30 protein-coding genes and 3 pseudogenes are annotated in these 24955 nt (G+C 73.4%); 15 read left to right on the top strand and 18 right to left on the bottom strand.

Going from position 1 to position 24955, the window contains the following annotated elements; translation table 11 throughout:
* The 3 genes and pseudogenes from SSNG_RS42615 to SSNG_RS32420 all read left to right on the top strand — a co-directional run.
* Nucleotides 1-374, top strand: a pseudogene (locus tag SSNG_RS42615) (hypothetical protein); the annotation flags it as partial.
* Between the two features lie 244 nt (nucleotides 375-618).
* A complete protein-coding gene (locus SSNG_RS32425; RefSeq protein WP_241695176.1) occupies nucleotides 619-1776 on the top strand; it encodes a glycosyl hydrolase in 1158 nt (385 codons plus the stop codon).
* Between the two features lie 59 nt (nucleotides 1777-1835).
* Nucleotides 1836-2252, top strand: coding sequence for a secondary thiamine-phosphate synthase enzyme YjbQ (locus SSNG_RS32420; protein WP_007268172.1), 417 nt, complete (start codon nucleotides 1836-1838; stop codon nucleotides 2250-2252).
* A 99-nt stretch (nucleotides 2253-2351) separates the two neighbouring features.
* Here SSNG_RS32420 and SSNG_RS32415 read toward each other — a convergent pair whose 3' ends face one another.
* The gene (locus SSNG_RS32415; protein ID WP_007268171.1) at nucleotides 2352-2720 is read right to left on the bottom strand and encodes a PRC-barrel domain-containing protein; all 369 of its coding nucleotides are present in this window, start codon (nucleotides 2718-2720) and stop codon (nucleotides 2352-2354) included.
* A 192-nt stretch (nucleotides 2721-2912) separates the two neighbouring features.
* Between SSNG_RS32415 and SSNG_RS32410 the strand changes: the two genes are divergently transcribed.
* Nucleotides 2913-3353 carry a C40 family peptidase gene (locus SSNG_RS32410; protein ID WP_042802525.1) on the top strand — a complete coding sequence of 147 codons (441 nt, stop codon included), beginning with the start codon at nucleotides 2913-2915 and terminating at the stop codon, nucleotides 3351-3353.
* Nucleotides 3354-3399: 46 nt separating this feature from the next.
* Here the strand turns inward: SSNG_RS32410 and SSNG_RS32405 are convergent, their stop codons facing one another.
* Nucleotides 3400-4191, bottom strand: coding sequence for an SDR family oxidoreductase (locus SSNG_RS32405; protein WP_007268169.1), 792 nt, complete (start codon nucleotides 4189-4191; stop codon nucleotides 3400-3402).
* Between the two features lie 172 nt (nucleotides 4192-4363).
* On the opposite strand from SSNG_RS32405, the gene SSNG_RS32400 reads away from it, so the two are divergent.
* From SSNG_RS32400 to SSNG_RS32390, 4 genes are all read left to right on the top strand, one after another.
* Nucleotides 4364-4936, top strand: coding sequence for a TetR/AcrR family transcriptional regulator (locus SSNG_RS32400; RefSeq protein ID WP_007268168.1), 573 nt, complete (start codon nucleotides 4364-4366; stop codon nucleotides 4934-4936).
* Nucleotides 4937-4969: 33 nt separating this feature from the next.
* Nucleotides 4970-5158: a hypothetical protein gene (locus tag SSNG_RS45460; RefSeq protein WP_129593362.1), complete on the top strand. Its 189-nt coding sequence runs from the start codon at nucleotides 4970-4972 to the stop codon at nucleotides 5156-5158.
* Between the two features lie 63 nt (nucleotides 5159-5221).
* Entirely contained in the window at nucleotides 5222-6160 is a 939-nt protein-coding gene (gene puuE, locus SSNG_RS32395; RefSeq protein ID WP_007268166.1) for an allantoinase PuuE, read from the top strand.
* Nucleotides 6161-6332: 172 nt separating this feature from the next.
* Nucleotides 6333-6626: a putative quinol monooxygenase gene (locus SSNG_RS32390; RefSeq protein ID WP_007268165.1), complete on the top strand. Its 294-nt coding sequence runs from the start codon at nucleotides 6333-6335 to the stop codon at nucleotides 6624-6626.
* Nucleotides 6627-6633: 7 nt separating this feature from the next.
* On the opposite strand, the gene SSNG_RS32385 is transcribed toward SSNG_RS32390, so the two are convergent.
* Nucleotides 6634-6966 (bottom strand): helix-turn-helix domain-containing protein, encoded by a 333-nt coding sequence (locus tag SSNG_RS32385; RefSeq protein WP_007268164.1) that lies wholly within the window; start codon nucleotides 6964-6966, stop codon nucleotides 6634-6636.
* Nucleotides 6967-7095: 129 nt separating this feature from the next.
* Here SSNG_RS32385 and SSNG_RS32380 point away from each other — a divergent pair, with 129 nt between their 5' ends.
* Nucleotides 7096-7473 (top strand): STAS domain-containing protein, encoded by a 378-nt coding sequence (locus SSNG_RS32380; protein ID WP_007268163.1) that lies wholly within the window; start codon nucleotides 7096-7098, stop codon nucleotides 7471-7473.
* Nucleotides 7474-7592: 119 nt separating this feature from the next.
* Nucleotides 7593-8354, top strand: a complete 762-nt coding sequence (budA, locus tag SSNG_RS32375; RefSeq protein ID WP_128637272.1) for an acetolactate decarboxylase — start codon at nucleotides 7593-7595, stop codon at nucleotides 8352-8354.
* 39 nt (nucleotides 8355-8393) lie between these two features.
* Here the strand turns inward: budA and SSNG_RS32370 are convergent, their stop codons facing one another.
* From SSNG_RS32370 to SSNG_RS32360, 3 genes are all read right to left on the bottom strand, one after another.
* Complete coding sequence (locus SSNG_RS32370) at nucleotides 8394-8828, bottom strand: subtilase-type protease inhibitor (RefSeq protein WP_050779803.1); 435 nt, start codon at nucleotides 8826-8828, stop codon at nucleotides 8394-8396.
* Nucleotides 8829-9095: 267 nt separating this feature from the next.
* Nucleotides 9096-9911 carry a DUF4389 domain-containing protein gene (locus SSNG_RS32365; RefSeq protein WP_007268160.1) on the bottom strand — a complete coding sequence of 272 codons (816 nt, stop codon included), beginning with the start codon at nucleotides 9909-9911 and terminating at the stop codon, nucleotides 9096-9098.
* Between the two features lie 219 nt (nucleotides 9912-10130).
* On the bottom strand, nucleotides 10131-11441 hold the full coding sequence (locus SSNG_RS32360) for a YhgE/Pip family protein (RefSeq protein WP_007268159.1): 1311 nt from the start codon (nucleotides 11439-11441) through the stop codon (nucleotides 10131-10133).
* 165 nt (nucleotides 11442-11606) lie between these two features.
* Between SSNG_RS32360 and SSNG_RS32355 the strand changes: the two genes are divergently transcribed.
* Nucleotides 11607-12272, top strand: coding sequence for a MerR family transcriptional regulator (locus tag SSNG_RS32355; RefSeq protein WP_007268158.1), 666 nt, complete (start codon nucleotides 11607-11609; stop codon nucleotides 12270-12272).
* 94 nt (nucleotides 12273-12366) lie between these two features.
* Here SSNG_RS32355 and SSNG_RS32350 read toward each other — a convergent pair whose 3' ends face one another.
* From SSNG_RS32350 to SSNG_RS32335, 4 genes are all read right to left on the bottom strand, one after another.
* Nucleotides 12367-12720, bottom strand: a complete 354-nt coding sequence (locus SSNG_RS32350) for a hypothetical protein (protein WP_007268157.1) — start codon at nucleotides 12718-12720, stop codon at nucleotides 12367-12369.
* 214 nt (nucleotides 12721-12934) lie between these two features.
* Nucleotides 12935-13363, bottom strand: a complete 429-nt coding sequence (locus SSNG_RS32345) for a nuclear transport factor 2 family protein (protein ID WP_007268156.1) — start codon at nucleotides 13361-13363, stop codon at nucleotides 12935-12937.
* Between the two features lie 99 nt (nucleotides 13364-13462).
* Complete coding sequence (locus tag SSNG_RS32340; protein WP_007268155.1) at nucleotides 13463-14773, bottom strand: ClC family H(+)/Cl(-) exchange transporter; 1311 nt, start codon at nucleotides 14771-14773, stop codon at nucleotides 13463-13465.
* Between the two features lie 127 nt (nucleotides 14774-14900).
* Entirely contained in the window at nucleotides 14901-15257 is a 357-nt protein-coding gene (locus SSNG_RS32335) for a helix-turn-helix transcriptional regulator (RefSeq protein ID WP_007268153.1), read from the bottom strand.
* A 16-nt stretch (nucleotides 15258-15273) separates the two neighbouring features.
* On the opposite strand from SSNG_RS32335, the gene SSNG_RS44340 reads away from it, so the two are divergent.
* Both SSNG_RS44340 and SSNG_RS32330 read left to right on the top strand, forming a co-directional pair.
* Nucleotides 15274-15504, top strand: coding sequence for an alcohol dehydrogenase catalytic domain-containing protein (locus SSNG_RS44340; RefSeq protein ID WP_241695175.1), 231 nt, complete (start codon nucleotides 15274-15276; stop codon nucleotides 15502-15504).
* Entirely contained in the window at nucleotides 15491-16183 is a 693-nt protein-coding gene (locus SSNG_RS32330) for a zinc-binding dehydrogenase (RefSeq protein ID WP_007268152.1), read from the top strand. The genes SSNG_RS44340 and SSNG_RS32330 overlap by 14 nt, the downstream gene beginning before the upstream one ends.
* On the opposite strand, the gene SSNG_RS32325 is transcribed toward SSNG_RS32330, so the two are convergent.
* Nucleotides 16080-16631, bottom strand: coding sequence for a hypothetical protein (locus tag SSNG_RS32325; protein WP_007268151.1), 552 nt, complete (start codon nucleotides 16629-16631; stop codon nucleotides 16080-16082). The two genes, SSNG_RS32330 and SSNG_RS32325, sit on opposite strands and share 104 nt — an antisense overlap.
* Nucleotides 16628-17110, bottom strand: coding sequence for a hypothetical protein (locus SSNG_RS32320; protein WP_007268150.1), 483 nt, complete (start codon nucleotides 17108-17110; stop codon nucleotides 16628-16630). Before SSNG_RS32320 ends, SSNG_RS32325 begins: the two co-directional genes overlap by 4 nt.
* Nucleotides 17111-17286: 176 nt before the next feature.
* Between SSNG_RS32320 and SSNG_RS32315 the strand changes: the two genes are divergently transcribed.
* Nucleotides 17287-18027, top strand: coding sequence for an SDR family oxidoreductase (locus tag SSNG_RS32315; protein ID WP_007268149.1), 741 nt, complete (start codon nucleotides 17287-17289; stop codon nucleotides 18025-18027).
* Nucleotides 18028-18030: 3 nt separating this feature from the next.
* On the opposite strand, the gene SSNG_RS32310 is transcribed toward SSNG_RS32315, so the two are convergent.
* From SSNG_RS32310 to SSNG_RS40520, 3 genes and pseudogenes are all read right to left on the bottom strand, one after another.
* The gene (locus tag SSNG_RS32310) at nucleotides 18031-18963 is read right to left on the bottom strand and encodes a hypothetical protein (RefSeq protein WP_007268148.1); all 933 of its coding nucleotides are present in this window, start codon (nucleotides 18961-18963) and stop codon (nucleotides 18031-18033) included.
* Nucleotides 18960-19829 carry an ABC transporter ATP-binding protein gene (locus SSNG_RS32305; RefSeq protein WP_042802517.1) on the bottom strand — a complete coding sequence of 290 codons (870 nt, stop codon included), beginning with the start codon at nucleotides 19827-19829 and terminating at the stop codon, nucleotides 18960-18962. Before SSNG_RS32305 ends, SSNG_RS32310 begins: the two co-directional genes overlap by 4 nt.
* 35 nt (nucleotides 19830-19864) lie before the next feature.
* Nucleotides 19865-20008 (bottom strand): annotated as a pseudogene (locus SSNG_RS40520) (GntR family transcriptional regulator); the annotation flags it as partial.
* 124 nt (nucleotides 20009-20132) lie between these two features.
* Between SSNG_RS40520 and SSNG_RS32300 the strand changes: the two are divergent.
* Nucleotides 20133-21107, top strand: coding sequence for an LLM class flavin-dependent oxidoreductase (locus SSNG_RS32300; protein WP_042802516.1), 975 nt, complete (start codon nucleotides 20133-20135; stop codon nucleotides 21105-21107).
* Between the two features lie 22 nt (nucleotides 21108-21129).
* Here SSNG_RS32300 and SSNG_RS32295 read toward each other — a convergent pair.
* The 3 genes and pseudogenes from SSNG_RS32295 to SSNG_RS32285 form a co-directional block, all read right to left on the bottom strand.
* Nucleotides 21130-22196, bottom strand: a pseudogene (locus SSNG_RS32295) (chitinase).
* Between the two features lie 90 nt (nucleotides 22197-22286).
* Nucleotides 22287-23291 (bottom strand): BtrH N-terminal domain-containing protein, encoded by a 1005-nt coding sequence (locus SSNG_RS32290; protein ID WP_007268143.1) that lies wholly within the window; start codon nucleotides 23289-23291, stop codon nucleotides 22287-22289.
* 66 nt (nucleotides 23292-23357) lie between these two features.
* Complete coding sequence (locus tag SSNG_RS32285) at nucleotides 23358-24917, bottom strand: alpha/beta hydrolase (RefSeq protein WP_241695174.1); 1560 nt, start codon at nucleotides 24915-24917, stop codon at nucleotides 23358-23360.
* Nucleotides 24918-24955 lie beyond the last annotated feature (38 nt).

The raw sequence follows: 24955 nt of genomic DNA, 5'->3' as shown, positions 1-24955 counted from the left end.
CACGACTCCCCCGGCGAGCGAGTCCTGAGCTTCGCCAACAGAAAAGAACCACCCCCTGCGGCGGTGCGCACGCCGAAGGCCTGCGCGACGGACTGGCGGCGGCCGTCGGCGCGTTCGCGCGCGAGTTGGGGCCGGCACCAGCGGCGCAGCAGGGGGCCATCGCCGACGGCGTCGGTGAGGGGCTGGTCGCCGTCGTCTCGGTGAAGCTCGACCAGCCCGAGTTCCGGGGCGTGACGCACGGGGTGCTCGGCAACGCCGCGGTGCGCGGCTGTGTCGCGGACGCCGTACGGGAGGAAGTGGACGCCTGGTTCGCGCGGGACCCGGACACGGCCTCCACCGTGGTCAACCGCGTGCTGCGGGACGCCCGGGCCTGACCGGCTGCCGGCGGCCGGGCGGACCGGGCGCCGGGCGAACGGATGTCCGGGCGCTCCCGCCGTCACCCGGTCGGGCGAAGCGGCGGCGGTCCGCTACCGCGAATGGTCCAGGATCGGGACACCGGACAGGCCGTTGTCCGGTGGGGTGCCTAACGTCGTCGGGGAGGCACATCACCCACAGACCCGTTCGCAGCCCGTTCACAGACCTGTCCGCAGACCCTTTCGCAGACCTTGTGGAGACGCCATGTCCCGTAGAGGCCGCTGGATGGCCGGCGCCTGCGCCAGTACGGCCGCCGTCGTACTGCTCGCCACCGGGGGCGCCCCGGCACCGGCGCCGCACGGGGCGTTCGGAGGCGGGTCCGGGAAGGGTGTCGCGGTGGGCGCCTACCTCCACTACGGCTCGCCCGGCGTCGACCGGATGCAGGGGCTCTCACACTGGCTCGGCGGGACCGACCTGCGCGCCGGACACACCTACCTGCCCGGCGACACCTGGACGAACATCGAGGGGGCACCCGATTCCCTGCACACCTGGGCCCACTGGCGCAAGGAGCGCTCGGACCGGCTGTTCGTGCTCAACGTGCCCATGCTCGACCAGAACGAGGCCGGTGTCCCCGACGCCCGGATCGCGGAGCTGCTGCGCGCCGGCGCGGAGGGCGCGTACGACCACCACTTCCGGCGGCTGGCGGAGCGTCTGGTCTCCCTCGGGCTGCAGGACACCGTGATCGTGCTCGGCTGGGAGATGAACGGGTTCAACTACACCCACCGGTGCAAGCCCGATCCGGAGAGCTGGAAGCGGTACTGGCGCAACATCGTGTCCTCGATGCGGTCGGTGCGGGACCAGCGGTTCCGCTTCGACTTCGCCCCCAACCGGGGCCCGGACGCGATCGGTTGGACGAAGTGCTACCCCGGGGACGACGTGGTCGACATCGTCGGCATGGACTCCTACGACCAGCCGCCCGGGGAGAGCTTCGAGGAGCAGGTGACCCAGCCGTACGGCCTCCAGCAGCACGTCGACTTCGCGCGGGAGCACGGCAAGCAGATCTCGTACCCGGAGTGGGGGCTGTTCCGCAACGGCGACAACGCCGAGTACATGCGGGACATGCTGGCGTGGATCGCCGACCACAAGCCGCTGTACCACAGCATCACCGACTACTGCCCGCACGGCGTGTGGCAGTGCGGGCAGAACCCGCGCTCCGCGCAGGTGTTCCGGGAATTCCTGTCGGCCGGCCGGGGCGGGCGGCCGGCGGGCGGACCGCCGCGCCCGGACGGTCTCCCGGACGGGGCGGCCGACCGGGCGGCCGACGGGGTTCCGGGCGGTGCCGGTGGTGGGGCGGCCGGGCCCGGCGCCCTCTGGGGCGGTGCCGCCCTCGGGACCGGCACCGGTCCACGCGCGGGGAAGTGACCCGTCCGGCCCACGGCCCCGTCCGCCGTGTTCCCGGGCGTCTGTCCGAGGATGGCGGGATGACCTTCACGACACGGACCATCGACATCACCACCGGCTCCGCGGAGACCGTCCACGACCTGACCTCCGCGTGCGCCGGCTTCCTGCGCGAGGCGGCCCGGGGGCGCGACGGGCTCCTCAACGTGTTCACCCCGCACGCGACGGCCGGGCTCGCGGTCATCGAGACGGGTGCGGGCAGCGACGACGACCTGCTCGACGCCCTGGCCGAGCTGCTGCCCGCCGACGACCGCTGGCGCCACCGCCACGGCTCCCCCGGCCACGGCCGGGACCACGTGCTCCCGGCGTTCGTCCCGCCGCACGCCACCCTGCCGGTCGTCGACGGCGAACTCGCCCTGGGAACCTGGCAGTCGGTCGTCCTGGTGGACACCAACAAGGACAACCCCCGGCGTACCGTACGGCTGTCCTTCCTCGGCTGACCGGCCGCGCCGCCCGCACCGGCCCGCGCACGTGCCGCACCGGCCCACGCCGTCGGCGCGGGCCGGTGTCCGGTCATCTCCGGTGCCCCTGGCGGTGGTTCAGAGCGGACGGCCGCCGAAGGCGCCGCCGGATCGGTAGTAGTCGGCCAGTTCGTCGTGGTAGCCGACGTCGCCGAGGTGCTTCTCGCGGTGGAACTCCGGTGCGTTCTTGATCTGTTCCTTGGTCCGGTCGACGTAGATCTTCTCCTCGTCGACGTCGATCCGCGAGACGGTGCCGGCGGGCAGGAGGACCTCCTTGCCGAAGATCCACGGGCCGGTGTCGACCACGAGGTAGGCGGAGCCGACCTCGTCCGAGTGCCTGTCGACCTTGCCGATGCCGCCGTCGACGGCCTCCACCTTGAAGCCGCTCAGGTCGACGCCCTGCAGTCGGCCGGACGTCTCGCGGTAGCCCCACGCGTTCTCGGTCATCAGAAGTATTCCTTTCCGATCGACGGAAGTCTTTCCTCGCAGGACCGCACCTGCCCCGGTTGCGCTCCGGAAAACTCGTGCCGTGTCCGAGCGTGCAAGTGCGGACACTTCGTGCAAAATGGGCGGTCGTCGGGAGCCATTACGCAGTCACTGAATGCGGAGGTATCACGATTGCCGAAATCAGAAAAACGCGTGAAGAGACATCGCGGCCCCGCCTTGCTCGTCTCCGTCTCCGTTGCCGCCGCCCTGTTCGCCCCCGCCCGCCCGGCCCAGGCCGCCTCCCTGTACGGGATAAAGGCCGTGGCCGTCGCCGCTTCCAAGAAGGGCGCACCTTACGTCTACGGGGCCACCGGGCCCGATGAGTTCGACTGCTCGGGCCTCACCCTCTACGCCTTCCGGAAGGCCGGCCGGGCCCTTCCCCGCACCGCGGAAGCACAGTACGAGAGCACCCTCCACATTCCGCACGCGCAGCGCGCACCCGGCGATCTGGTCTTCTTCCCCACAGGGGGAACCATGGGCCACGTCGGCATCTACGCCGGCCACGACAAGATCTGGCACGCCCCCAAACCCGGCACCCGCGTACGGCTGGAACGCATCTGGACCGGCACCGCCCGCTACAGCCGGGCCAATTGAACGAACAGCGGGGCGAAACGACTCTGCGGCACGCGCCGCGGTCCGCCTACCGGTACGAGCGCTGCGCCTCGACGATCCGCCGCACCGAGCGGCCGACGCCGGCCCGGGCCTGGACCCGCTCGGCGAATCCGGGGAACTGGCCGGCCACGGCACTGAGCAGCCGCAGCTCCAGCGGGGCCACGTTGACCTCGCAGAGGTCGCGGCGGACGGCCCGTACGACGCCCTCGGCGACCTGTCCCGGCGTCACGGTCCTGATACCGCCCGGCGGGGTGGCGCCCGTCGCCGCGAACATGCCCGCGTCGCGGACGAATCCGGGCTGCACGAGGGACACCCCCACCCCCGTGCCCCTGAGTTCCTGGCGCAGGGCGAGGGCGAAGCCGCGCAGCCCGAACTTCGTCGCGTTGTACAGGGAGGTCGACCTGGTCGCCGCCTTCCCGGAGATGGAGCCCACCAGCACGATGTGGCCGCGGCCGCGCTCCGCCATGCGCGCCGCGAGCAGCCGGGACAGCAGGACGGGCGCGCGCAGGTTGACGTCGACGGCGCGGTCGAGCTGCTCCTCGGTGTAGTCCAGCAGGTCACCGCTGGCGGGCAGGGCGGCGTTCGCGACGAGGACGTCCGTCCCGGCGCAGGTCTCCGCGAGCCGGAGCACGTCCGGGCGGACGGCGAGATCGGCGACCACGGTGCGGGCGCCGCACGTGTCGGCGGCGTCCTTGAGGGCCCCCTCCCGGCGGCCGGTGACCGTGAGGCGGGCACCTTCGGCGGTCAGGCGCGCCGCCAGGGCGGCTCCGATGCCTCCGGTGGCCCCGGTGAGCAGGACGTTCGATCCGGACATCTCCACGACGACTCCCGTACGGCGTTCGATCGGACTGTTCGCTCTGGCTGTTCGCCCCTACTGTTCGTTCGAACGAACAGTAGGGAGCGTGCGGCTCCGTGTCCACACTCCGAACGCCCCAACTCCCCAGCCACGCAAGGAGCGTGGCGCGGAGCGGACGATGCGGCAGAATGCCGGCATGCCCCGTGCCTCCGAAACCCGCCAGAGCATCGTCGACGCCGTACTGCGGATCATCGGGCAGGACGGGATCGCCGCCGTCACCAACCGCCGCATCGCCAAGGAGGCCGGGGTCTCCCTGGGCTCCGTCACCTACCACTTCGCCACCCAGCACGAGCTGCTGCGCGAGAGCCTGCTGCACTTCGTGGCGGAGGAGACGCGGCACTTCACGGAACTCGCCGACGCCTGTACGGACGGGCACTTCGACCTCGGGCGGGCCGCGGAGGTGGTGGCACGGGTCGCGGGCGGCGACGCGTTCGACAGCCGGCACATCGCCCCGTTCGAGCTGTACGTCCAGGCCGGCCGCGACGAACGGCTGCGCGCCTCCGCCGCCGAGTGCTTCGCCGCCTACGACCTGCTGGCCGCCCGGGTGCTGAGCCGACTCGGCGTGCCGGACCCCGAGCGGCTGGCCGGCACGGCCGTGGCCCTGGTCTTCGGCTGGCAGCTGCGCCGCCTCGCCACCGGGGCGCCGGCCGAGGACCTCGTCGACACCCTGCTGGTCCTCACCCGGCTCGCCCCTGCGCGGACCCCGTAGGGGTCGCGCACCGGGGTCGTGGGAGCGCCGGTCGTGGGAACACTCCAAGATCGGCTCAAGTCGTTGTCCCCCGCCACGGCTCGGGTCCGCAGCGCTGCTGGTCCCTCCGACCTCGACTGGTTCCGCGACGAGGTCCGGCGCCCGTACGGATTCTCGGTGCCGGGCGTCGACTACACCGCCCCCGTAGCCACCGAGGTCCCGTGGCCCGCCCCCGCTCCCTGATCCGGGGGACACGGCCGGAAGCGGTCCGGCGTTCCCGCCGGGCGGGGCGGTAGGGTGCGGCGCGTGTCGGAGCATCAGCGCGATCTCGTCGGCTACGGTGCCGAGCCGCCGCACGCCGCCTGGCCCGGCGGGGCGCGCGTCGCCGTCAGCCTCGTGCTCAACTACGAGGAGGGCGGCGAGCGGAGCGTCCTGGAGGGCGACCCGGTGTCGGAGGGGTACCTCCACGAGATCGTCGGCGCGCCGCCGGTGGTCGGCGGGCGCGACCTGAACGTCGAGTCGATGTTCGCCTACGGTTCGCGGGCCGGGTTCTGGCGCGTCCACCGCACGCTCGCGGAGCACGGCGCGCCGCTCACCGTCCACGCCGTGGGGCGGGCACTGGAGCGCAACCCGGACGCGGCGCGGGCGATGGGCGATGCCGGCTGGGAGGTGGCGGGCCACGGCTGGCGCTGGACCGACTACCGCCAGGTGCCGGAGGACACCGAGCGCGCCGAGATCGCGCGCTGCTCGGCGACGATCGAGCGGCTCTGCGGCCGCCGGCCGGTCGGCTGGTACACCGGCCGGACGAGCCCCGCCACGCGACGCCTCGTCGCCGAGGAGGGCGGTTTCCTCTACGACTCCGACGACTACTCGGACGACCTGCCCTTCTACGTCGAGGCGGCCGGGCGGCCGCACCTGGTGGTGCCGTACAGCCTGGACGCGAACGACTTCAAGTTCCTGATCGTCCACGGCTTCACGACCGCCGACGACATGCTCGGCTACCTCGTCGACACGTTCGACGCCCTCCACGCCGAGGGTGCGGACCGGCCGCGCATGATGAGCGTGGGCCTGCACTGCCGGATCATCGGCCGGCCCGGGCGCATCCGCGCGCTCGACGGCTTCCTGCGGCACGTTGCGCGGCGCGGCGGTGCGTGGGTCACCACCCGCGAACGCATCGCGCGGCACTGGCTGGCCACTCACCCGCCCGCCCGAACCGTCAAGGATTTCCGACCCCGCGGGGGTTGAGCGGGGCCCCTTGAACGGGTGGGTCCGTCGTCGGTGTGCGGTCCAGGCCTCTGGGCGCGAACTGTGGTGGGTACTGGCGGTGTTGAGACGGGCGGGGGCGCGCGTTGCCGGGGTGTGAGGTGCGAACATAGACTCGCGCGTCCCGGAAGTACGTGTCGAAACGGAGCGCACCATGCCCAAGGTCACCGTGATCGCCCTGCTCAAGGCAGCCCCTGGCGCCGAGGACAAGGTTCGCGAACAGGCGCTGTCCCTGGTCGCGCCGTCGCGGGCCGAGCCGGGCAACATCGGCTACCAGGCGTACGTCCACCCCGAGGACCCGAGTGCGTGGCTGGTGTTCGAGGAGTGGGAGGACCAGGCCGCGTTCGAGGCGCACCTGTCGAGCCCGCACCTGACCGAGGCGCTCGCGGCGGGTCCGGGTCTGCTGGTGGGCCCGCCGACCGAGCACGTGTTCACCTCCGGCGAGTAACCCGCAGCTACGGCGCCGGCGTGCCGGCGGCGCCGTGGGGGTCGGCGAGGAGGGCGAGGAGGCCGGCGATCTCCTGGCCGCCTTCGGCGGGGTGCCGGAAGAGGGAGCCGGGGACGATGGCGTAGCGGTTGCGGCGGCCGTCGTCGGCGCGGGCGGCCCGGGTCAGGTAGCCGGCGTCCTCCAGGTCGGCGACGATCCCGAGCACGGTGCGCTCGGTCACGCCGCAGGTGAGGGCGACGTCGCGGAGGCGTACGCCGGGGTCGCGGGAGATCGCGAGGAGGACGCGGGCGTGGCTGGTGAGGAAGGTCCACTCCGAGCGGCTCTTTCGAGGTTGGCCCATGGATCCCATTCTGCACCTTTTGTGCATGTATCACATCACATGAAGTTGTTTTCAGGTAAATATTGACACATAAGTCTTACCCGGCCCAGAATTCGTCCAGGCACACCCGATCCGGTCCTGGAGGGGCTCATGTACTCCTTCGCCGCATCCGGCCTGCAGACGCCCGCACCCTCCGCGATCGGCGAGGCGGACATCGCCATCACCGTGACCACGACGAAGTGCGGCACGACCGTCACCGTGAGCGGTGAGATCGACTTCGCCTCCTCCGCGGCCCTGCGGAAGGCGCTCATGGCCGCCGTGGCCGCACACGACGGCGGCCCGGGCGCGATCACGCTGGACCTTTCCCGGGTCACCTTCTGCGACTGTTCCGGTCTCAACGTGCTGCTGACCGTGCGCGACGTCGCCCGCCGCGAGCACCACCTGCTGGTGATCGGCGCCGCGGGGCGTCCGGTCCGCCGTCTGCTGGAGGTGACCGGGACGGCCGGCCTCTTCGCGGGGTCCCCGTGAGCGGCGCGCACACCCCCCGCGCGCCACGCGCGACCGCGTGCGCGCCGTTGTGACGGGGGTGGCGGTTCCCTACGGTGCTCGACGCGGGTCCGGCGTACGCACGGGAACCAGGGGGGAACATGACCGCACCGGAAGGGAACCCGACGGGCGCTCCCCGGCCGAGGGGGAGGATCTTCCAGACCTCGACCATGACGGCCATGCTGGAGGGCGTCTACGAGGGCACGACCACCATCGCCGAGCTCCGTCGGCACGGGGACTTCGGCATCGGCACCTTCGACCGCCTCGACGGCGAGATGATCGTCCTGGACGGCCGCTGCTACCGGCTGCGCGCCGACGGGTCCGCCGGTGAGGCCGACCTGTCGACGCGCACGCCGCTCGCGGCCGTGACCTACTTCCACGGGGAGCACGACTGGCGGACCCGCGAGCCGGTCGACGCGGCCGGGCTGCGCGCCCTGATCGACGGGTGGCTGCCGAGCCCCAACCACTTCTACGCCGTCCGGGTCGACGGGCACTTCGACCACGTGGTCACCCGGATGCTCCCCGAGCAGCACCGGCCGTATCCCCGGCTGATCGACGCGGTCGCGGGACAGGTGATCTCCACCCACACCGCCCTGCGGGGCACCGTCGTCGGATTCCGCAGCCCCGCCCACATGCTGGGGGTGGCCGCCGCCGGGTACCACCTGCACTTCCTGTCCGGCTGCCGCACGCGCGGCGGGCACGCGTACGACTTCCTCTTGCGGTCCGGGCGCGTGCGGGTCGACGTGGGGTACGAGTTGGTCCTGCACCTGCCGCGCACGGCCGACTTCGGCCGTGCGCGGCTCGGCCGCGGCGACGTCGCGGGCGAGATCGAGGCGGTGCTCCAGGGAGGCCCGAAGCCGTGACGGGCGGGCCGGCCCGGGTGCCGTCGGCGGAGCGGGGCGTCAGAACGCGAAGACGGCGTTGCCGTTGAGGGTCGCGTTCATGGAGCAGGCGTTGGAGAAGGTGTGCTTCCACGCGACGCGGCTGCCCTGCCAGACGCCCTCCGCCGTGACGGTCACGGGCGCGTAGTGCATGGGGCAGGCGCGGTTGGTGTCGGGGGCGGCGAGCAGCCGGTCGAAGGTGCCGCCCGTGGAGTTCAGGGCCGTACAGGCGGCCTTGGGGTCCGGGTGCGTGCCCTGTGCGGTCGGCATGCAGCTGAGGGTGGCGGCCCGCAGGACCGGGGCGGAGGCGTCGTCGCCCTGGGCGACGGAGAAGACCATCGCGGACGGGGCGTACAGGCTGGTGGGCTTGGCCTCCGCCATGCCGGTGGCGCCTGCCAGGCAGAGGAGGGCGGCGGCGGAGACGGCAGCGAAGCGGTAGCGCACGACAAGACTCACTTTCGATGTGAAGGTTTAGCGCGACAATTACTTTCGTTGTCGGGCTTCGATGCGGCCGAGTCTGTCGGATGTGAAGGTGGAACGCATGTCGACGGCCGATTTACGGACAGGCCGTTCGAATATCGGATAACGAATGGTCGTTCGGGCAGCTCAGGCGGTGTGCGCCGCTCCGTGTCCGAGCGGAAACGGGGGGTGATGGACGCGGTCCCCGGCGGAACGCGGGCCGCTGACCTGGTGTCGAGCGGCCCGCGTTCACCCGGAGGCCATTCAGCTTGTCCGGATCGCTGCGGTTTCCACGCCGTCGAACCGGTCGTCGTCCCTGACCTGGACCTGGACCGTCGGGGAGGCGCACGCGACGAGGATCCCGAGGACGAGCAGCAGCACGATCAGCGCCTTCGCAGGCGCGGCGAGGAGCAGCGGACGGGTGCCGGACACCGTGCCGGGCCCGGCCACCGGGGCGTCGGCGGCCCATGCGTCGCCGAACAGGCGCTTGGGGTACGCGGAGGTCAGCATCATCGCGTACGCCTGGTAGCGCATCCGGAAGCGGACGACCGCCGCGACGGCACCGTAGACGGGGACGGGCATGCGCCCCAGCACGAGGGTGATCAGCCAGAACACCCAGCAGACGGCCCCCCAGCCGTACTGCAGCAGGGCGGTGACGATCATCGCCGGGATCATCAGGACGAGGCGGAACAGGACGGCCGCCCGGTTCAGCGGGCCGGGGCGCAGTTCGATCCGGACCGGATGGCCGGGCGCCTCGAAGGAGAACGGCGGGTACCGGTCCACCAGCAGCATCGCACTGGCCGCGACGCGGGTCTCGTACGCCAGGAACCCGCCGAGGAAGCGGGCGACGCCGTCGGGCAGACGGCCCAGGACCAGGGCGGCGAACCAGCCGGCGACGGTCACGAAGAAGGCGGCGACGCCGAGGAGGGCCGTGACGATCAGCTGCGGCAGCAGCAGGAGCAGCCGCAGCAGGACCGTCCAGCGCCGCTGCCGGCCGGGCGGCGGGACGTCGAGCTCCGGCAGGTGTTCGCCCTGCGGGTGGCCGGCGTCCGGCGGGCGGGGGGTCCAGCCTGTGGTCATGGGGCGCTCCTGCCGTCGGTCGGGACGCACGGGCCGCGCCCGCCGACCGGTCCGCGTCCGCCCGGCCGGGGCGGGCCCGGCCGGGGGCAGATACGGAAAGGGCGGTCCGCGACGTACGCCCTGTCAGGGTACCGCGCAGGAACCCGCCTTTCCAAGGATCCCGGCTGTGGCCGGCCGCCCGTTGCCCTGAAGGGCCCCCTCGGCGGCCGGGCGGCCGTCTCAGGCCTTGGCGGGCGCCGGAGCCTCGGCGGCCGCGGGCGGCTCCGGGGTCCCGTCGGCGGCGGGCCGGGGGATGCGGTGCAGTCCCCGGCGGTCGTAGAGGCGGGTGACGGCGAAGCCGAAGAGCAGGGCGGCGACGAGGGCGATCCCCATCGCGGCCCACGCCCGGGTCAGGCCCGCGTCGGCCTGGGCGCCGTAGAAGAGGATGGAGCGCAGGCCCTCGGTGATCTGGCGCAGCGGCTCGAACTCGGCGAGGCCGCGGAAGAAGCCGGGCAGCGCCTGGAGGGGCACGGTGGCGCCGGAGGAGGGGACGGCCATGGCGATGAAGACGATGGTGGCCAGCAGCATGCCGGGGGTGCCGAAGGCGGCGAACAGGGCGAGGCCGCCGATGCCGACGACGGCGATGGTGGCGACCGAGTACAGCCACAGCAGGCCGAGGTGGGAGGCGTCCATGTCGAGGATCCCGACGGTGGCGACCTCGACCAGGGTGCCCATGATCACCGACATGCCGAGCATGAGGGCGATGCCGACGGCGAGGGTCCGGACCCGGCTGGTGTGCTGGACGGGTTCGCGCTTGCGGACCGGGCCGTAGTCGGTGTGGAGGTAGCCGAGCGCGGTGTCGATCTGGGAGTTGACCAGGTTGGCGCCGAGCATGCCGCAGACGACCAGGACCAGGGCGTAGTAGAAGGCGCTCAGGCCCATGGCGCTGCGGGAGCCGACGGGGTGCCCGTCGGCGACGGTGACGGTGACCGGGTCGGCCAGCTTGAGCTGGGCGGCGGTCGGCAGCGGGGTCTTCTGGGCCGCGGCCTGCTTGAGGAGCTCCTGGCCGATCTGGGCCGAGGCCGCGTGGGCCGCCTTCTGGGCGGCCTGGGAGGACATGGAGGAGCCTATGCTGCCGGCGGACTGGTTGGTCAGCACCGTGATCACCGGCGGGGCGGGCTTGCCCTGGGCCGGCGGCTGCGGGGCGGCCAGCGCGGTCACCGTGGCGGAGAACTCGCGCGGGATGACGAGGGCGCCGAAGACCTTGCCGCTGCCCAGCCGCTCGTCGGCCTCTTCGCGGCTGACGAGCTGCCAGTCGATGCTCTTGTCGCCCTCGGCGGCCTTCTCGATGCCCGAGACGACCTGCTCGCCGAGGTTGACGCGGCGGCCGCCCGCGTCGGCGCCGGCGTCGGCGTTGACCAGGGCCACCGGCAGGTCGCGCAGGTTTCCTCTGGGGTTGACGTTGCCGCCCACGTAGAGCAGGGCGAACAACATCGAGACCACTGCGGCGATGAGTCCCGTACCGATCCACAGCTGGGGTCGGCGGAGCACGGAGGGTGGCGTGGGGTGAGGCATCGATTCTCCGGTGCGGCTGCGATTCCTGAGTTGGATACTTCTGGTATCCAGTAACTGGATACTGGCAGTATCTTGTTGTGGTGTCCAATCGAACCGATGGGCGGACACCGGACCGGACCGCATGACCAGCAGGGAAGCCGCATGAAGATCTCGGAGCTCAGCCGGCTCACCGGCGTGCCGGTCGCCAGCATCAAGTACTTCCGGCGGCAGGGGCTGCTGCCGGCCGGACGGGCGACGGCCGCGACCCTGGCGGAGTACGGGGAGGAGCACGCGGAGCGGCTGCGGCTGATCAAGGCCCTGACCACGCTCGGCGGGCTGTCCATCGCCGCCACCCGCGAGGTGCTCGGGGCGGTCGACCAGGCCCACAGCACCGAGGGCGCCCTCGGGGCGATCAGCTACGCGCTCCCGGTGCCGGTGGCCTCCCAGGGCCCCGCGGGCGACGAGGAGGAGACCGACGCCGACGAGGCCGCGGCGGAGGAGGTGGCGGAGCTGCTCGCCGCCCTGGACTGGCGGGCGCCCGGCACGTCACCCCACGTGAAGGGGCTGACGGCGGCACTCAAGGAACTGCGCCGGCTCGACGCCCAGTACGCCCCGGGCGAGCTGGCCGCCTACGCACGGCTGGCCGAGTCGGTGGCCCGGCTGGACCTGGAGCGGGCGTCCTGCCTCGACGAGCCGGTGGCCCTCGCGGAGCGGGCCGTCATCGTCTTCGCGATCTGCGCCCCGGTCTTCGAACTGCTCCGCCGCCTGGCCCAGGAGGACCAGGTCCGCCGCCGCATCACGGACGACGACGCCGACTCGCCCTGCTAGCGGCGGCCGCCGGGGCCCGCGGCGGGGCGTGGCGCGGGGGTGCCGCCGGGGGCGCGCAGACCCGCCGACGGCTTCGGGGGCGGCTGCGGCGGGGTCAGATGGTGACGCAGATGCCGTCCTCGATGGTGCGGCCGTCGCGCTCCAGGCCGCCGCAGACCAGCTTCGCGTTCGCCTGCTCGTAGTTCACCGGCCAGCGGTGGGAGGCGGCGACCACCCTGGGGCCGTGGAAGCCGCCCCAGTAGGAGCGCAGGGTGCCCGGCAGGCCGTCCTTGGTCTGGACGGTGATGTCCTGGACGAAGCGGTTGTGGTGGGCGGTCATGACGCAGATGTACTTGCCGCATTGGCTGTCCACCCCGCCCGGACGCGCGTCGGCGGGAGCACCGGCGGTGAGCGCCAGGGTGACACCGGTTGCCAAGGTCGCGGCGAGGTACCGCAGGCGGTTGTTCATGGAAAAGCCGTCTTTCTTTCTGTCGCTCTGTCGTTGTTCGGGGAGCGCCGGCGGGCGGCGGTGACCGTCGCGGCCCGCGGGGGCCGCCCTTGATCACGATTCGGTTGTAACGACCCCCGGCCGGACGGGGACAGGGCCCGAAGGGGCAGCTCACCCGTGTGGGCTAATGCGTTCACCCGGCGAAACGCCACTGCATCGATCGCCGAGTCCGGACTCAGTCCAGCAGTGCGGGGGCGAAGTAGTCGCGCAGGCGGGCGATCTTCCCGTCCCGCACGCGGAAGATCTGCACCAGCGAGACGGCCCGGTCCCCCGTGCCGTCGCCGTCGCCGTCGCCGTCGCCGTCGAAGACGGTGTCGATCTCGGCGATGAAGACGTCGGGGTCGGAGGTGGTGTGGAGCACGTAGCCGGACTTCTCGAAGTTCGGTGCGCGGCCGCCCTCGACGGGGCGGGCGTAGTACGCCGCCATCGCGGTGCGGATCTCCTCGCGGCCCGCCAGCCTCCGGGGGAAGGCGGCGCCCTCCGGCACGAGCGGCGCCTCGAAGATCCCGTCCTCCGTGAAGGTCTCGGCGAGGGCGTCGGCGTTCCGGCTCACGGTTCCTGCGTAGAGGTAGCCCTCGAAGATCTGCTGCAGTGTCGGTGGCACGGCGGCCTCCCCTGGGAGTGCGGTGGGCGTCGGAAGGCCACACCATCACAGAGCGGCCTCCCCGGCGGGGGTTTCGGGCGACACTCACCCTCCGCCGGCTCAGGGCCGCTCCAGCATCCGGCGCCGCAGGCGGTCGTAGACGGGCTCGCTCTCCACCGCGTCCGCGGCCAGTGTCGCCGCGAAGCAGGCGACCAGCAGCGGCAGGACGAGCGGGGTGGCGCCGGTCATCTCCAGCACCAGGACGACGCCCGTGAACGGTGCCCGTACGACGCCGGCGAACAGGGCGGCCATGCCGACCGCCGCGAACGCCCCCGGTCCGGCGGCTCCGGGCGGCAGCAGCGGCGCGGTGACGGCGTGCGCGAAGGTCCCCCACAGGGCTCCGAGGGCCAGCAGCGGGGCGAACAGCCCGCCCGGGGTCGCGGCCGCGTAGCTGAGCGGGCCCGCCGCGAACCGGACGGCGAAGCAGCCTGCCAGCGCCGCCACGGCGGGGACCCCGCCCGCCAGCAGGGCTTCGCTGAGCGGGTCGCCGCCCCCGGCCAGCACCGGGTCGTACGCCATGAGCAGGCCGACGACGGCCCCGATGGCGGCGGCCCGGGCCACGGGCGGCACCCTGGTCAGCCGGTCGCACACGGAGAGGGTGCCCACGACGAGGCCGCCGTAGGCCGCGCCCAGCAGCCCGGCCACGGCGCCGAACAGCAGGAAGAGGGGCAGCGTCCACACCGGCGGCACCGGCATCGGCGCGACCGGGAAGACCGGCGCGTCGCCGACCAGGAACCGGGAGCCGGCGAGCGCGGAGGCCGTGCCGACGAGGGTGAGCAGCACCATGCGGGGCCGGACCGTGCGGGTCACCTCCTCGCAGACGAACAGCAGCCCGCCGAGGGGGGCGGTGAAGGCGGTGGCCAGGCCGGCGCCGCTGAGGGCGGTGTGCAGCTGCCGGGCGTCGTCGGCGTCCAGGCGCGTGAGGCGGCCGGCGCCGGACCCGATCGAGGCCCCCATGTGGACGATCGGGCCCTCCCTGCCGAGGACCAGGCCGGAGCCGATGGCGATGAGGCCGCCGAGGAACTTCGCGGGAAGCAGCCACAACGAGCGGGGCCCCGGCTCGGCCTCCTGCCGCCAGACCGCCTCCACGTGCTGGATGCCGCTGCCCGCGGCGTGCGGGACGCGCCGGGCGATCGCGCAGGCCACCGCCGCGCCGGCCGCGGCGAGCGCCACGGGGATCAGCAGCCGGGCCGGGCCGCCGAGTCCGTCGGCGGCCTCCAGGAGCCTGCCGCGCAGTTCGGCGGCGCCTTCCAGGCACCGGCGGAACGCGCCGCCGACCAGCCCCACCAGGGCGCCGGCCGGGACCGCGACCAGGTAGGCCCGGTACCCCTCCGGGGCGCGTCCGGGCGGGCCGGGCCGAGGACCGGGCATGCGCGTGCCTCCCCACCGAGCCGTACGGACGTCGTCCGAGCCTGGACCCGTCGGGCGTCCGGTCCGGCGAAGCTCGCCGGTCGGACGCCGCGGAGGCGCCCGACCGGACGAAGCGGCGCCCGGCCCGTCAGGGGCGCTCCGGGACGCCGACCAGGGCGTGCAGCAGCCCGGGGAAGGCCTCGTCCACCTCTTCGCGACGCAGGGCGTTCATCCGGGAGGTGCCGACGTAGTACTGGCGGATCAGGCCCGCGTCGCGGAGCACGTGGAAGTGGTGGGTGGCGGTGGACTTGCCGACCGGCAGGTCGATGGTGCCGCAGGCCAGGTCCTGCCGGGCGTGGTAGAGCTCGCCGACGATCTTCCGGCGGACCGGGTCGACCAGGGCTTCGAGCACCTGCTGGAGGCCGATGGTGTGGATGTCGGGGTGGTCCGGGACGCGGTCCGTCCGGGTGCCGCTCCGCCGTGCTGCCGCTGCCGCTGCCGCCATCGGTTCGCCCGCCTCCGTGTTCCGCATCCCGTACCGGTTCCGCCTTCGGTGGCTGCCGGTCGGTGAACCGGGTCCCGGCGAACTGCTGGTCCGGGTCGACGCGATCGGCATCAACCGGGCGGAGGTGCTGTTCCGGGCCGGCCACTACATCGAGCCGGCCAAGGAGTTCCCCGCCCGGCTCGGCGCCGAGGCGGCCGGGGTGGTCGAGGCGGCCGGTGCGGGGGTGACCGGGGATGCGGGCCGGTGACACGGTGGTGCTGACGGCCGCCTCCAGCAGCGTGGGATTGGCCGCGATCCAGGTCGCCCGGCGGGTCGGCGCGGTGCCGGTCGCCACGACGCGCAGCCGCGCCAAGCGGGAGGCGCTGCTCGCGGCGGGGGCGGCGGAGGTGATCGTCACAGACGAGGAGCCGGTCGCCGAACGGGTGCCGGCCCTGACGGGGGGCCGGGGCGCGGAGTTGGTCTTCGACGCCGTGGCGGGGCCGGGCGTGGTGGACCTGGCCAGGGCGGTCGCCCCTGGGGGCACGCTCTTCCTGTACGGGGCGGTGAGCGGTCTGCCGACGCCGTATCCCGGTTTCGAACTCGGCATGCCCGCGCTGAACATGCGCACGTACACGATGCACGAGACGACCAGGGACCCCGTCCGGCTGCGCCGGGCGGAGGCGTTCGTCGTCTCAGGTCTGGAGGCGGGGGCCTTCCGTCCGGTGGTGGACCGCGTCTTCGGCCTGGGCGAGATCGCAAAAAAAACACCGCCACATGGAGTCGGGCACGCAGATCGGGAAGATCGTCGTCGAGGTCGGCCACTGAGCCCGGGCGGCGGACCGCTCAGGGGCGGTCCGCGGGCGCCCGGTCGCCGTCCACGTTCCATGTCCGGGGAAGTTCCGCGTCGCAGAAGAGACAGACGAAGTCCCCTTCCCGCACGATGTTGACCTCCCGGCAGCCGGGGCAGCGGCGGAAGACCACCGGGTGGGTGAAGCCGGCCGGGTGCGCGATGCCGGCCGTGTCCAGGGCGGCGGCGAGGTCCGCCCAGGAGCCGGTGTCCGGGCAGTAGCCGGTCGACTGGTTGCTGACCGCGTCGACCCGCCACTGCCCGGACTCCTCGCGGAAGCCCATCTCGCCGGCGGCCAGCACCGGGCCGCCGGCGGCGCACGCCACGTGCTCGCTGCGGCGCGGCGCGAGCCGCAGCACGCCGGCGCCATCGACGACGTACGTGAAGGGCTCGGCCCGTTCACCCGGCGCCGCCGCCCGCAGCCAGTCGTGCAGGTCCGCGGCCGAGCGGACGCACCGCCCCTCTCCCCCGGGCCTGACGAGCGCGCGCAGTTCCCCGGGCCCGACGTACCGGTAGCCGCGGTCCGGCGGGCGCGATGCGGGGGTCACGCGGTCTGCTTGTCGAGGAACTCGAGGTAGAAGCGGCTGCGGTCCGGGGCGTCCACGCCTGCGACCGGCACGCCGAAGAGCACGTTGACCCCGGCGGGCCGGGTGGTGAACGCCGACTGCTCGTCGAAGGTCAGGGCGGCGTTGGTCACGCGCCGGCAGCCGGCGGCGTCGAGGGCGGCGGTGAAGTCCTCGCGCAGGAAGGTCGCCGCGCAAGCGCCCGCGTCCGGAAGCACCTCGGGCGGCAGCCGGGCCGCCGAACCGGGGTCGAGGCGTATCGAGATGCCGCTGACGTGGCGCCGGGTGACGACGAGTTCCAGCCCGCCCCAGGCGTACGGGTACCCGTCGAAGTCCGGTCCCTTCATCACGATCTGCGGGTGCGGCCGGCCCGGGCCGAGGACCTCCTCGGCCCCGGCGAGGGGCATACCGCAGTGGAGCGGGCCGATCCGGCCGGTCGCGGCGAAGCCGAGGAGCACGTTCATCAAGGTCACGACGGTGACTGTGGCAGCTCCGATGGGTATGCGCACGTGATTTGACGGTCTGCACGGACAGTGCCGAGTGGACGGCGCGGGCGCTCCGAGATCGGCGTTGCGGGTGTTCTTGATCTTGTGTTACGTTTTTTATGTAACGACCACTACAGAAACGCGGGGAGTTCCTCATGGGCAAGAACGCGCTCGTCACCGGCGGCAGCCGGGGAATCGGCCGGGCCATCGCCGAGCGGCTCGCGGCGGACGGGGTCACCGTCGCGCTGACCTACGCCGGGGACGAAGCCGCCGCGCGGGAGACCGTCGGGCGGATCACCGCCGACGGCGGCCGGGCCTTCGCCCTGCGGGCCGAGTTCGGCCGGCACGGCGACGCGGCCGCGCTCTGGTCCGCCTACGACGGACTCGGCCTGGACGGCGTCGACATCATCGTGAACAACGCGGGCATCGGACTGCCCTCCCCGCTCGGCGAGGTCACCGAGGAGGGCTTCGACCAGGTCTTCGCGGTCAACGTGCGGGCCCCGTTCTTCGTCGTGCAGGAGGCCCTGGGCCGGCTGCGCGACGGCGGCCGGGTCATCAACATCTCCAGCGGCGCCGCCCGGCTGGCGATGCCGGAGATACTGGCCTACGGGGCGACGAAGGGAGCCCTCGACACCCTGACGCTGAACCTCGCCAAGGCCCTCGGCCCCCGGGGCGTCACCGTGAACTCCGTCGCCCCCGGCATCGTCGACACCGACGTCAACGCCGGCTGGCTGCGCGGCAACCCGGAGGCCGAGGCGCACGCGGCCTCGCTGGCCGCGCTCGGCCGGGTGGGGCAGCCCCAGGACATCGCGGACGTCGTCGCCTTCCTCGCCTCGGACGCCGGGCGCTGGGTCACCGGCCGCGTCGTCGACGCGACCGGTGGAGCGGGACTGTAGGTCTCAGCCGCGGCGGGCGCGCAGCACCCGGAACGCCGCGTAGAGGGCGGCGGCGGCCAGGGCGAGGACCACGGCGGTCTCGATCAGCTGCGTCGGCCAGTAGTGCGAGGCCGGGTGGAACTCCGCGTACCAGGCGGTGACGTTCAGGTCGGCGGGGCCGTCGCCCATGTTCCGGGTGCGCTCGAAGCAGGCGTACTCGGGCAGGCGCGCCCCGGAGGAGGTGATCAGTCCCGTGTCCGTCATCAGGGAGTCGGGCGGCGTCAGCCGCATCGTGCTGTCGCCGAACGGGATGGTGCTGGTCTGCGTCGGCATGAACGACCACCGCAGGGAGCCGAGGCCCAGCAGGACCAGGCCGGTCAGGAGGCCGGCAACGGCCATGGCCGCGACGGTGCGCCGGACGAGCTGGCCGACCAGGACGCCGAGGGCCACGCCGAGCAGGCAGTAGGCGGCCAGCACCGGGCCGGTGGCCTCGTACGGGCCCCGGTCGGCCCAGGTGAGCTGGTGGGTGCTGGACACCCGTGACCAGCCGAGGCGGTATACCAGGACCAGCGCGGCCGCCGCGACCACGGACACCGCCCCGGCGACGAGGACCTTCGCGCCCAGCCAGGCCCTGGGCGTGGTCGACTGGGTGAGGGCGAGCCGCCAGGTCCCGCTCTCCAGTTCGCGCGCGGTCATCGGGCCGGCCACGAAGGCTCCGGCCAGCGGCGGCAGCAGGAGCAGGCCGGTGCCGGCGTACTCCATGCAGAGCCGCAGCAGGTTGTACGCCCGGGCCGGGAACGCGAACGGCCCGTCCGAGCCCGGGGGTGCTCCGACCCAGAGACGCAGGGCGGCGACCGCGGCGAGGCCGGCCGCCGTGAGCGCGGTCAGCGCCCAGGCCGCGTGGCGGTGCTGGCGGACCGTGGCCCAGTAGGGGCCCTTCAGGGCCGGCGTGCTCATGCCCGCACCTCCGCGGCCTCGAAGGTCGGGGCATCGGGGGAACGCAGGTGGGCGAGCAAGAGCTCCTCCAGGGAGGGGGTGGACGTCTGCCAGGTCCGGCTGTCGACGGGCCCGGCCGGCCGCACGAGTGCGGTGAGCGTACGGCCCGTCGTACGGGTTTCGACCACGGTGTGGCGGGCGAGTTCGGCCGAGGCGGCGGCCGGGCCGGTGAGCAGCCGGTGGGCGGCGTTGACCTCGTCGATGGGGCCGGAGAGGCGGATGCGGCCGCCGTCGGCGAGGAGGAGGTGGTCGCAGGCGCCCTCCAGCTCGGTGAGGATGTGGGAGGACATGACCACGGAGGTGCCGTGCTCGGCGGCGTCGGCCATCAGGGTGCCCATGAGCTGGTGCCGGGCGAGGGGGTCGAGGTCGGCCATCGGCTCGTCCAGGAGCAGCAGCGCCGGCCGCTTGCCGAGGGCGAGGGCCAGGGCGACGCGGGTGCGCTGGCCGCCGGAGAGGGTGCGGATCCGGGCCTTGCGGGACAGTCCGCCCGCGTCCACGATGCGCTCGGCCGCCGCCGCGTCCCAGCGGCCGCGGTTGAGTTCCCGGCCGAGGCGCAGGGTCTCGTCGACGGTGAGCTGCGGGTAGAGGGGCTTGTCCTGGCCGACGTAGGCCAGTTCCTCGCGCGGCGCCGTGCGCAGGGTGCCCTCGGTGGGGAGCACGAGCCCGGCGGCGAGCGTCAGCAGGCTCGACTTTCCGGCCCCGTTGGGGCCGACGAGCGCACATATCCGGCCTTCGGGCAGCCGGAAGGTGCAGTCGCGCAGTGCCCATGCCCCCTTGCGGCCGTAGCGCAGTCCGAGGCCTTGCGCCTCGATCACGGTGTCCGTCATGCGTCGCCGTCCCCCTTGAAGTGTTGGTCCAGTACCTATGCGAAGAGCGCGGCCACGTCGTCCCGTTCCATCCCGGCGTCCCGTGCCCGCCGCGCCCAGCCGTCGAGTTCCTCGTGGAGCGGGGAGTCGGCCGGGGCGCCGCCCAGGGACTTCCGGATGAAGGTGCCCATCCCCCGCTTTACGGGTGCGCCGCTGTCAACCGCCGCTGTCGACCGCCGCTGTCGACCGCCGCTGTCGACCGGTGGTGGCGCAAAAGGGATCGCCGCGGGCCTGGTCCGGGCTGCCGGTCCCTATGCTGGCGGCATGATCGACATACCCCTCTCCGCGCTCGAAGTCGCGATGGTCCAGACGGGCACCCGGGCCGTGGACACCCTGCGGGACACCGCGGGATTCGCGCGGGAGCTGGAACGGCTGGGCTACCACCGGGTCTGGTACGCCGAGCACCACCACTCCCCCGCCATCGGGGCGTTCCCGCCGGTCGTGCTGACCGCGCACGCCGCGGCGTCCACCTCGGTGATCCGGCTGGGCTCGGGCGGCGTGCTGGCCCCCAACCACGCGCCCCTCACCCTGGCCGAGCAGTTCGGGACCCTGGCGGCCCTGCACGAGGACCGCATCGACCTGGGCATCGGGCGCGGACCGGGCACCTTCGACGAGGGCATCGCCCGCGCCCTGCGCCGCGGGGCGGACCCGACGACGGACGCCGAGTACCGGGAGGACGTGACGGCGGTCCTGTCCTTCCTCGTGGAGGAGGTCGCGCTCGGCCCGCTGCCGGAGCCCTGGCTGCTCGCCTCCAGCCCCGCCGGGGCCGCGCTCGCCGCGGAGCTCGGCCTGCCGGTCGCCGTCGCCCACCACATCCGGCCGGAGAACACCCGCGCGGTCCTGGAGCGGTACCGGGCCGCCTTCACCCCCTCGCGCTGGTGCGAGCGGCCCCGGGTGCTGCTGTGCGTGGAGGCGGTGTGCGCGGAGACGGAGGAGGAGGCCCAGCGGCTCGGCGGGCCGATGAACGTGGTCAAGGCGGGGCTGCTCCAGGGGATCAGCGACATGCCCTTCCCCACGCCCGAGGAGGCCGCCGCGCACCCGTTCACGGAACCGGAGCGGCAGGCCCTGGCCGGCTTCCGCGCCCAGCAGGCCGTCGGCGACCCCGAAACCGTCGTACGCCGGCTCGCGGAGCTGGCCGACGGGACCGGCGCGGACGAGCTGATGCTGACCACCCCCGTCTACGACGTCCGCGACCGGGTCCGTTCGTACGAGCTGATCCGCAAGCAGCTGGGGGGCTGAGGGCGGCCCGGGGCCGGTGCCGTCAGCGGCCCTGGAGGGCCCTGACGTTGTCGCCGAAGGTCCAGTTCCGGGAGCCGTCCCAGTTGAGGGACCAGGTCATCAGCCCCTTGAGCCGGCCGCCGTAGGGGTTCCAGGCCTGGGCGACGAGGCCGGGCGCCATGTAGCCGCCGCCGGCGCCCGGCTGGGCCGGGAGCCCCGGGACCTGCTTGTCGTAGGGCACCCTGACCGTGGTGCCCTGGACGACGAGGCCCCGGTCGAGGCAGTCGGTCTGCGCCTTGAAGCCGGCGACGGTCCCGGCGGAGTAGGAGTCCCCGGAGCAGCCGTACATGCTGCCGTTGTAGTACTGCATGTTCAGCCACCACAGCCGGCCGTTGTCGGCGTACTTCTTGACCACGGGCAGGTACGCGCCCCAGATCGAGCCGTACGCCACGCTGCCGCCGGTGACGTAGGCGGTCTCGGGGGCCATCGTCAGGCCGAATCCGGCCGGCATCTGCGCGAGCACGCCGTCGATGATGCGGATCAGGTTGGCCTGGGACGGGGAGAGGCGGGTGATGCTGCCGGAACCGACGAGGCCGGTCTCGATGTCGATGTCGATCCCGTCGAAGTTGTACTTCTTCAGGAGGGGAACGATCGTCGCGACGAAGCGGTCCGCGACGGCGGTGGAGTTCAGGTCGATGCCCGCGGCCGCGCCGCCGATGGACATCAGGACGGTGAGGCCGTCCTGTTTGGCCTGGCACATCTCGGCCGGGGTGGGCACCTTCACGGTGCTATAACAAAACCGTCCTCCCACAGCACGGTGCCGTCGGAGCGGATGACGGGGAAGGCCGCGTTGACCACGTTGTAGCCGTGCGCGCGGATGCGGCCGTCGGTGACGGGGATCCAGCCGAGCGGCGGGTGGACGCCGTTCGCGGCGCCGTCCCAGTTCTCCCAGTACCCCTGGAGGACCTTGCCGGCCGGCTTCGGCTTCACCGCGCAGGTGTCGGGGGCGCGCGGCCCCGGGGGCTCGGCCGCGGCCGCCGCGGGCAGCTGGACGCATGACGCGGCGATGCCGAGGCCGAGACCGAGCAGGCGGATGGTGCGACGGATCATGGGGGATCCCTTCGTCCGTTCGCGCCGGAAGTGGCGCGCCACCACGTAGGGTTGGTCCAGACCATCCATCCGTCAAGGGTGTGCGTGGGCCTACTTCTCCAGGGCCCGGACCGCCTCGCGCTCCAGCTCCAGGCACCGGTCCACGCGGTCCGCGCACGCGTCGAAGAGCGCCCGCCGCTCCTGCGCACCCGCCTGCGGGTCGGCGTCCCGGCCGAGCATGGCCAGCTCCGCCCAGTGCCCGGCGGACTCCCGGAAGAGGCCGGCCGCCTCCGGCCGCCCGACGCGGTCGAGGAAGTCGGCGTACAGCGGCCGGGTCGCGGCCGGGGCCGTCCACTCCTCCTCCAGGCAGGCGTACAGCCGCCCCGTGCCGGCCCGCAGGGCCTCGGGCGAGCTGCCGAACCGCCGCTCCCAGCCCGTCTTGGTGGTGCCGTCGCGCAGCTGGGCGGCGAGCTTCTCCATGCCGGTGAAGCCGAAGTTGACGTCGAAGGCGTTGCCCAGGACCGGCCCGGTGAGGTGCGTGACGGTGGACGCGACGGCCCCGTCCACGTCCGGCTCGCCCTCGGCGGGCCCGGTGGGGACGATCAGCTGGTGGCGGCCCTTGCGGTGGGCGGTCCAGGCGGCGCCGAACTCCTCGCGGCCGATCCGGTACGGGGTCTCCGCACCGTCCTCGACCAGCAGGTCGTCGCCGTCGTACCCGGCGATGACGACGGTGTACGGGTCGGTGCCGGTCATCTCGGCGTCCGGGTCGGCCGCGTGCCAGGGCAGGGAGGAGCGGTCGACCACGCAGAACGCGGGCTGCCCGCCGTCCAGCGCCGCGCGGACCCGGCCCCAGCGGGGGTTCATCGCGCGGGTGGCCTCGTACGGGACACCGAGGCGGCCGAGCGCGACCTGCACCCAGGGCTCGGGGTGGGACTGGGCCACGATCGTGAGGATGGGCAGGCGTCCCTCGTACTCGAAGACGAAGTACATGAAGCCGATGCCCCCGGCGAGGCCGGCCACGAGCTCCTCCTCGTGGACGCTGCCCAGGGCGTGCCTGATCAGCGAGGCCTCGCGGTGGCGGCCGGTGCCGAAGTCTTCGTATACGAGCACAGTCATGGGGTGAGCCTAACCGTGCGGGACCCCGGCCGGTGACCGGCCGGGGCGCCGCACGGGGGCCGGTGTTCAGCGCAGGGCGGGGATCACGTCGCGCGTCTCGTCGACCTCGATGCCGGCGGTCCGGCGGGCCGTCGCCTCCGGGGGCGCCTCGTCCGCGCAGACGGTGCCCCGGGCGGGCAGTGCCAGCGTGGCGAGGTACGTGGTGGCCAGGTCGCTGACGCACGCGCTGCGGTTGTAGGCCGTGTGGCCCTCGGCGTCGAAGGTCAGCAGGCGCCCGTTCTCCAGCGTCCGGGCGAGGGCGACGGCGTCCTGGTACGGGGTGTCGGGGTCCCCCGTGGTGCCGAGGACCAGGATCGGGGCGGAGCCGGCCGCCCGGTAGGAGCCCTCGTGGCGGCTCGCGCGCTCCGTCTGCCACTGGGCGCAGGTGGTCGCGTGGTTGTGGTCGTAGGTGGGCGGCCCGAAGCCGATCGCCGGACCCAGCAGCGGAGCGGAGGCGGCTTCGGCGCTGACCAGCGCGCCCAGGAGCAGGGGGCTCTTCGGGTAGACGCGGTCGGCGCACTCCACGGCCAGGTTGACGTTGAGGAAGTCGAAGGACCCGGGTGAGGGCGGGTTGAGCAGGAAGGTGGACTGGCGCGCCTGCGCCGACTTCAGGGCCTGCCCGAGGTAGGGCCAGATCTCCTTGCCCGAGTTGATGTTGAACATCAGGCGGTAGGCGAGGGTGTAGCCCGTCGCGGGGCGTCCGCTCGGGGTGATCACCGGGTCGGCGTCCAGCGACCGCTTGAGCTCCTCGAAGGCCTCGCGGGGCCTGCCGTCGCCGAAGCCGCACCCGGCGGGGTCCTGCGCGCACCAGTCGAGGAACCGGCCCACGGCCCCGTCCAGGGCGGTGAACTGCGCGGCGTCGTAGGCGTAGGGCAGGTCGGCATAGGTGCGGGGGTCGTAGGCGCCGTCCAGGACCATGGCGCGGACGCGGCGGGGGAACTCCGCGGCGTAGACGGTGCCGACGTAGCTGCCGAAGGAGCGGCCGTAGAAGGTGAGCTGCTCCTCGCCGAGGGCCTGGCGGAGCAGGTCGATGTCCTTGGCGTTGGAGCCGGTGCCGATGTACGGGGCGAGGTCCGCGGCGCGCTGCCGGCAGGCGGTGGCGAAGTCGAGGCCCTGGCGGACCGCTTCCCGCAGGGCTCCGGGGCCGGGTACGCCGCGTGCGGCGTCGACGGCGGCGGAGTACTCCTTGTCGTTCCAGCACTCGATCTGTCCGCTGCGCCCCACGCCGCGCATGTCGTAGCCGACGACGTCGAAGGCGTCGCGGAGGGAGGCGGGCAGGTTCTCGTAGCTGTTGCGGGCGAAGTCCACACCGGAGTTGCCGGGTCCGCCGGGGTGGAGCAGCAGGACGCCGGTGCGGTGTGCCCGGTCGGGCGCGAGCCGGCGGGTGACGGCGAGCGGGATGGTGCGCCCGGCCGGATCGCGGTAGTCCAGCGGGACGCGGGCGGTCGCGCACTCGAAGGCGTCCCCGGGGGCGGCGCCCTCGCAGGGGCCCCAGGACAGGACGGGGACGGGCGGGGCGGTGGGTGACGGTGCCGCCGTGGCGGCCCCGGGGGCGGTCCCGAGCAGGGCGGTGACCGCGGTCAGCACGAGGGTTATCCCCCACACCACTCGTTGCGCGGCTCATC

It is taken from the genome of Streptomyces sp. C (assembly GCF_000158895.1).
Lineage (GTDB): Bacteria > Actinomycetota > Actinomycetes > Streptomycetales > Streptomycetaceae > Streptomyces > Streptomyces racemochromogenes.
This window is presented reverse-complemented; position numbering and strand designations above follow the sequence as displayed.